The 5,561-nt window shown below is 69.7% G+C and carries 6 protein-coding genes; 3 read left to right on the forward strand and 3 right to left on the reverse strand.

Features of this window, described 5'->3' with window-relative positions; translation table 11 throughout:
* The 3 genes from VF794_RS07630 to VF794_RS07640 all read right to left on the reverse strand — a co-directional run.
* Positions 1–875 (reverse strand): hypothetical protein (locus VF794_RS07630; RefSeq protein WP_331108521.1); only part of this gene is annotated, 875 nt, incomplete at its 3' end.
* Positions 872–1,513 carry a hypothetical protein gene (locus tag VF794_RS07635; protein WP_331108522.1) on the reverse strand — a complete coding sequence of 214 codons (642 nt, stop codon included), beginning with the start codon at positions 1,511–1,513 and terminating at the stop codon, positions 872–874. The genes VF794_RS07630 and VF794_RS07635, both read right to left, overlap by 4 nt.
* Positions 1,514–1,534: 21 nt before the next feature.
* On the reverse strand, positions 1,535–2,170 hold the full coding sequence (locus tag VF794_RS07640) for a hypothetical protein (protein WP_331108523.1): 636 nt from the start codon (positions 2,168–2,170) through the stop codon (positions 1,535–1,537).
* A 347-nt stretch (positions 2,171–2,517) separates the two neighbouring features.
* On the opposite strand from VF794_RS07640, the gene VF794_RS07645 reads away from it, so the two are divergent.
* The 3 genes from VF794_RS07645 to holA form a co-directional block, all read left to right on the forward strand.
* Positions 2,518–3,444, forward strand: coding sequence for a TIGR02757 family protein (locus tag VF794_RS07645; protein WP_331108524.1), 927 nt, complete (start codon positions 2,518–2,520; stop codon positions 3,442–3,444).
* A gap of 94 nt (positions 3,445–3,538) precedes the next feature.
* Positions 3,539–4,567 carry a DNA polymerase III subunit delta' gene (gene holB / locus VF794_RS07650; RefSeq protein WP_331108525.1) on the forward strand — a complete coding sequence of 343 codons (1,029 nt, stop codon included), beginning with the start codon at positions 3,539–3,541 and terminating at the stop codon, positions 4,565–4,567.
* Positions 4,564–5,561, forward strand: a 998-nt coding sequence (holA, locus tag VF794_RS07655; RefSeq protein ID WP_331108526.1) for a DNA polymerase III subunit delta, incomplete at its 3' end; no start/stop codon positions are given. The genes holB and holA, both read left to right, overlap by 4 nt.

Below are 5,561 nucleotides of genomic sequence, written 5' to 3' on the forward strand. Positions count from 1 at the left end.
GTCACCGAGCCCGAGAGAAGACGAGAGATGCGCCCCTGGACCATCCACCCCACGTGCAGCTGGGGCATCCAGCTGACACCCAGCGAGAGGCTCCCGGTCCAGGCGCGCGCCTGGGTGAGCGGGGCTTCGGCGCCGACCTGAAGCCACAGGAAAGGGGGGATCGCGATCGACTGAGCGCTTCCCGCGGCATAGCTGCGAACCCCGATACGAACCGGCACCAGGTAGAGGCTTCGTCCCTGGAGCGCGTCGAGGTACTCCTGCCGTGCCTCGGCGGCGCTCTTCAGGTGGTCCGCGGTGCGCAGCAGCGCCGCGGACGAGGTCGAGGTGGACAGCGTCTTCGCATAGACGATGGGCAACGCGGGCTCGAGCGCCGTGATGCGCGCACGCAGCACCAGCGCGGCGCCCTCCACCTCGAAGTCGAGGAAGAGGGCATGGTGGCTGCCAGAGAGCGCTCCCGCGGTGGAGAGGGCCTCGGGTTCGTCCACGCCCCGGGAGATGATGGTGCCCTTGGCCCCCGAGTGCACCACCACCGACGTACACCGCGGACAATGCGCCAGGAGCACCCGGGTGCGCGGGTTCTTCACCACCAAGGCGGCGAAGTGGTTCTCGATCAGCGCCTGGAGTCCGCTGCCGAAGCCCACCGGCACGCTGACATCGGCGAGCACCACGGGCGTGTCCAGGGCGAAGACGGGCTGCTCCATCCAGCTGAAGACGAGCTCGTCGAGCAGATCATAGGCCTGGAGTTGGATCTGCCCCGCCACCTGCGCGCGCAGCGACTCGAGCTGCGCCCGGCGCGCCTCGGTGACCGTCGGCTCCTCCGCCAGGGCGGATACCGGTAACAGCGCGAAGGCCAGGCTCAAGAGCACGGACCTCACCGCAGCCACCTCCACTCGCCACGCATGCACAGCCCGGCATGGAGCTGCGTCTCGCGCGCATCGACAATCATCAGCCCCAGGAAGGCGTCCTGCTCCTTGAGCACCCCCTGCGCGAAGTAGCGCGTGCAGGCGAGCGGGTAGGCCTTGCTCGCCGGCATGCGCCCAAGCACCGCGATGTCGCCCGCGGCGAGTACCGGTACCCGGTCCGACACCTTGAGCCCGCGCTCGGCGAGCTGCGTCCTGGCGGTGACCGAGATCTTCGCCGCCACCGCGGGCCCTGGATAGAAAGCGTCCACGTGCCAGGTGAGCTCGCCGGAGCCGAGGGCGCTGGCGACCTGGGTGATTTCACCCACCGACTGGCGCAGCGACGACAGGATGACCTCGTCCCGGTCGGGTCGCTCCCCGTAGCGCATGAAGCGCTGGGTGCAGGAGAGCGCGTCGGTGACCCCGGAGGTGGCGCGAGGCGGTGGAGCCGGCACCTGGTCCGGATGGAGTTCGTGCGCTTGGGACTGGCCAAGGCGGGTGCACTCCAGATTGCGGGCCTCCTCCTTGCTCCGCCAGGGCCCGGCGATTGGATCGTGCGCGCGGACCCCGAAGACCGGCAGAGGCATCAGGAGGATGAGCAGCAGGAACTCCATGGTTCTCTCTTCCGCGGGGGCTCACTTCGTACGGGACGGAGGTTCGAGCTCGAAGCCGCGCATCACCACCGAGCGCGTGTGCGCATTGAACGCGAGCTGACTGAGCTGGCCGTAGAAATCACGCGAGAAGTCCCGGTTGGCTGTGTCGCCGCCCAGTTTTTCAGCCTCGGGTCGGACGAGGAGATCCAGCACGCCATTCACCGCCCACACGCTGAAGCCGGAGTAGCGCACGAAGCGCGCCTGGAGGTTGTCGGAGGCGAGCAGGAATCCGCTGGAGTCACGAATGGTGACGTCCTGAGAGAAACTGTACTCGGTGATCGCGGGCACCAGCGTCAGCGTCAACCCGGACAGGACCCACAGAAGGGTGCTGTTGTCCTCGTGAAGCAGTCGTGAGCGCAGCTCGATGATGAGGTCCGGCCTGGCCGCGCCTTCCTTGTCCTCCCCTGACGTTCTTCCGCCTTGCGACACCTCGACCTGCGCGCCCTGTGTCGTGAACAGCGTGCGCAGGCGTCGGCACAACAGTCGAGAATCCTCCGGCCCGAGGTAGTCACTGGGGACGCAACGCAGCAGCAACCGCTGGCCCTCGAAATTGGTCACCTGAGGGTCGATGATGACTGGGCGCTGCAGAGACACGAGCGGTTGGTAGACCGTCGTCACACAGCCGGAGAGCATGACCGCGAGGAGCCACGGCAGGCCCGCTTGGAAACACCCGGACGCGGAATGTCGTCGACTCATGGGGATGCGACTCAGCCACCTGGCGCCGCCGCGGAGGGCAACGGCTACGCCGAAGCACGGACATTAGCTTCTGACCAGAAGAAAACACAAGGTGAGCATACCCCTCCATGGGACCTGGCTCGCCCCGCTGCTCAAGCCCCTGTTCACGGTGGGTGTCATGGAGGGCCGCTGCAGGGCAAACAGGGCACGCAAGAAGCGAGGTGTGTCGGAAGTCGAGGGATGGGTCCCTTCACGAAGCGGGTTTCTTCAGGTTACGGAGTGCCTGACCCATGCCCCAGCGAACCCGAGGACCCACAGGACTGAGCCCGCGAGAAGCCGAGCTCTTGCGCCCCCGTCTGGATGCCTTCCTGGCCTCGACGGACACCCGGGCGCGCATCCTGCGCGACCCCGTGGAGTTCCCGCACCGCTACACGGATCCGCGCGACATCGAGGTGAGCGCGTTGCTGGCGGCGGCGCTGGCGTACGGACGCGCGGACCTCTTCCGCCCCAAGGTGGACGCGCTGCTCAAGCGCATGGGCCCGTCTCCGGCGGCCTTCGTGCGCGCATTGGACGTCGCTGGGGCTCGCGAGCTGCTCACGGGCTTCGTCTACCGCTTCAACGTGGGCACGGACGTGGCGGTGCTGCTACTCGGCATGGGGCGGGTGCTGCGCGAGCTCGGGAGCCTGGAGGCGCTCTTCGTGCGCGGCCTCGAGGCCCGGGGCTCCTTGCACGGCGCGCTGGCCGCCTTCACCGAGGCCCTGCGGGACGTGCCCATGGAGCCGCTGCGCAAGGCACTCGGGCCGGAGCGCGGGCTGCACCACCTGTTGCCCGCGCCCCTTGGGCCCGGCGCGGCCAAGCGGCTCAACCTCTTCCTGCGCTGGATGGTGCGCGGGCCGGATGGGGTGGACCTCGGCATCTGGACGCGGGTACGGCCCTCGGCGCTGTTGATCCCCCTGGATACGCACATCGGCCGCATCTCCCTGCACCTGGGCCTCACTCGACGCAAGGACTCCAGCTGGCGCACCGCCGAGGAGGTGACGGCCTCGCTGCGCGCGCTCGACGCCGAGGACCCCGTGCGCTTCGACTTCGCCCTGTGCCACTACGGCATGAGCGGGGTGTGCCCCACTCAGCCCGTGCCAGGGAACTGCGCCCGGTGTGAACTGCGCTCGGCGTGCTCCGTGGGGCGCAAGACGGTGAGGGCTCGGGGGGCGACGTGAGGAAGACCCTCACCCCGTCCATTTCCTGGAGGGAGAGGGGTGGGCTACCCGCTGAGTGGTTGACGGGTGCCGCCCGAGCGGGGATACACGCGCCATGACGTTGGCTTCGGTCGTCGGACAGCCGCGCGCCATTGACGCTCTCCAAGCGGCGCTGCGCAGTGGCTCGGTGCATCACGCCTACCTCTTCGCCGGCCCCGAGGGCGTGGGCAAGGAGCTGGCCGCGGTGGGGCTCGCCCAGGCCCTCATCTGCCCGGTCAAGCCCAGCGAGGGCTGTGGCACCTGCGAGAGCTGCACCCGCCTCCCCAAGGGCGCCCACCCGGATGTCACCTGGCTGATGCCCGACGCCGTTCGCCTGGACCGCGGGCTCGCGGGGCGCTCGGACTTCACGGGCACGCCCAGCCGCGAAATCCGCGTGGAGCAGATCCGCGGCCTGCTGGATCGCATCTCCCTGCGCGGGCTCGAGTCCAAGCGCAAGGTGGCCATCGTCGTGGACGCACACATGCTCAACCCGCAGGCGCAGAACGCGTTCCTCAAGACGCTCGAGGAGCCGCCCTCGGACACCACGCTCATCCTCCTGGCCTCGGCGCCGGACAAGCTGCTGCCCACCATCCGCAGCCGGTGCAGCAAGGTGCACTTCGGTCCGCTGCCCGTGGAGCTCGTCTCCGCGCGCCTCCAGAAGGAGCGCAAGCTGGACGCCCAGACGGCGGAGCTGGCGGCGGTGATGGCGGGCGGTAGTCTGGGTCGTGCCCTGGCGCTGGATGTCGAGGCGCTCGCGGCGCGCAAGGAGGTCATCAGTGGCTTCGAGGCGCTCAAGCCCGGGGACGTGGGGGCGCTGCTGCGCTGGGCGGACACGTTCGGCTCCTCGCGCGAGCTGGCGGAGCAGGCGCTCTCCATCCTCTCGCTGTGGACGCGGGACGTGGCGCTGGTGAAGGCGGGTGGGGAGCACCCGGCCAACCGGGACCTGCTCGAGCTGGCGCGCGAGGTGGCGGCGCGCACGCACGAGACCCTGCTGCACCGGCGGCACGGGCTGCTGGAGAAGACGAAGGGCATCATCGTGGAGCGCAACGGGGCGCCGAGGTTGCAGCTGGAGCGGATGCTCATCGAGCTGCTGGAGGGGCGATGAGCGCGGACATCGAGGACGTGCTGGACGAGGCGAAGACGGGCAAGGTGCTGCCGCTCTACCTGCTGTGGGGCGAGGAGTACCTGGTGCGCCGGGGCGCGGACGAGCTGGTGAAGGTGCTGCTGCCGGACGCCTCGGCGGGGCTGAACTTCGCGGTGCTGGACGCGGGCTCGCCGCGCGAGGTGGCGCAGGAGCTGGCCACGTTGCCCATGTTCCCCGGGCGCAAGGTGGTGCTGGTGCGCGACCCGGAGTTCCTCGCCCCGAAGAAGGGACGCGGGGACGCGCTGGGCAAGGCGCGCGAGGCGTGGAAGGCGGGCAAGCGCAAGGAGGGCGCGCGGCGGCTGCTGGCCCTGGCGGCGCGGGCGGGGTGGGGCGTGGACCAGTTGGACCCGGGAGCGCGCGGGGCGCCTTCCGTGGAGCAGTGGAAGGAGGAGCTGAACGTCGAGCTGGCCGAGGCGGACCTGATCTTCCTCAAGGAGGTGGCCACGTTCTGCCGCGAGGAGCGCATCAGCGCGCCCGAGGGTGACGCGAGCGCGCTGCTGGAGCTGTTCCAGAAGGGGGTGCCGCCGGGGCACGCGCTGGTGCTGGCGGCCTCGGAGGTGGACGCGAAGAGCCCGCTGGTGAAGCTCGCGGCGGACAAGGGGAAGGTGGTCGAGCGCAAGGTGGCGGCGCGCCACAAGGACTTCGAGCTCGAACCGCTCGCCGAGGAGTTCCTCCGGCCCTTCAAGAAGAAGCTGGGCAAGGGCGCGGCGGAGCAGCTCAAGGAGCGCATCGGCGGCAACGTGCGGCTCCTGCAGTCGGAGCTGGAGAAGCTGGCCACGTACGCGCAGGGCCCGGTGATCGAGGCCCAGGACGTGGCGCTGCTGGTGGCGCACACGCGCGAGGAGGAGTTCTTCGAGCTGTCCGAGGCGCTGCAGAACCGCAACTTCAAGGCGGCGCTGGACTACACGATGGACGCGATGGGGCAGGGCGTGCACGGGCTGCAACTGCTCGGCGC

This window comes from Archangium sp., assembly GCF_036389735.1.
GTDB lineage: Bacteria > Myxococcota > Myxococcia > Myxococcales > Myxococcaceae > Archangium.

What these genes read in the sequence shown, in the direction of transcription:
- VF794_RS07635 (WP_331108522.1), bottom strand. Translation starts at nt 1,513, where the DNA reads ATGGAGTTCCTGCTGCTCATCCTCCTGATGCCTCTGCCGGTCTTCGGG.
- VF794_RS07645 (WP_331108524.1), top strand. Translation starts at nt 2,518, where the DNA reads ATGCCCCAGCGAACCCGAGGACCCACAGGACTGAGCCCGCGAGAAGCC.
- holB (WP_331108525.1), top strand. Translation starts at nt 3,539, where the DNA reads ATGACGTTGGCTTCGGTCGTCGGACAGCCGCGCGCCATTGACGCTCTC.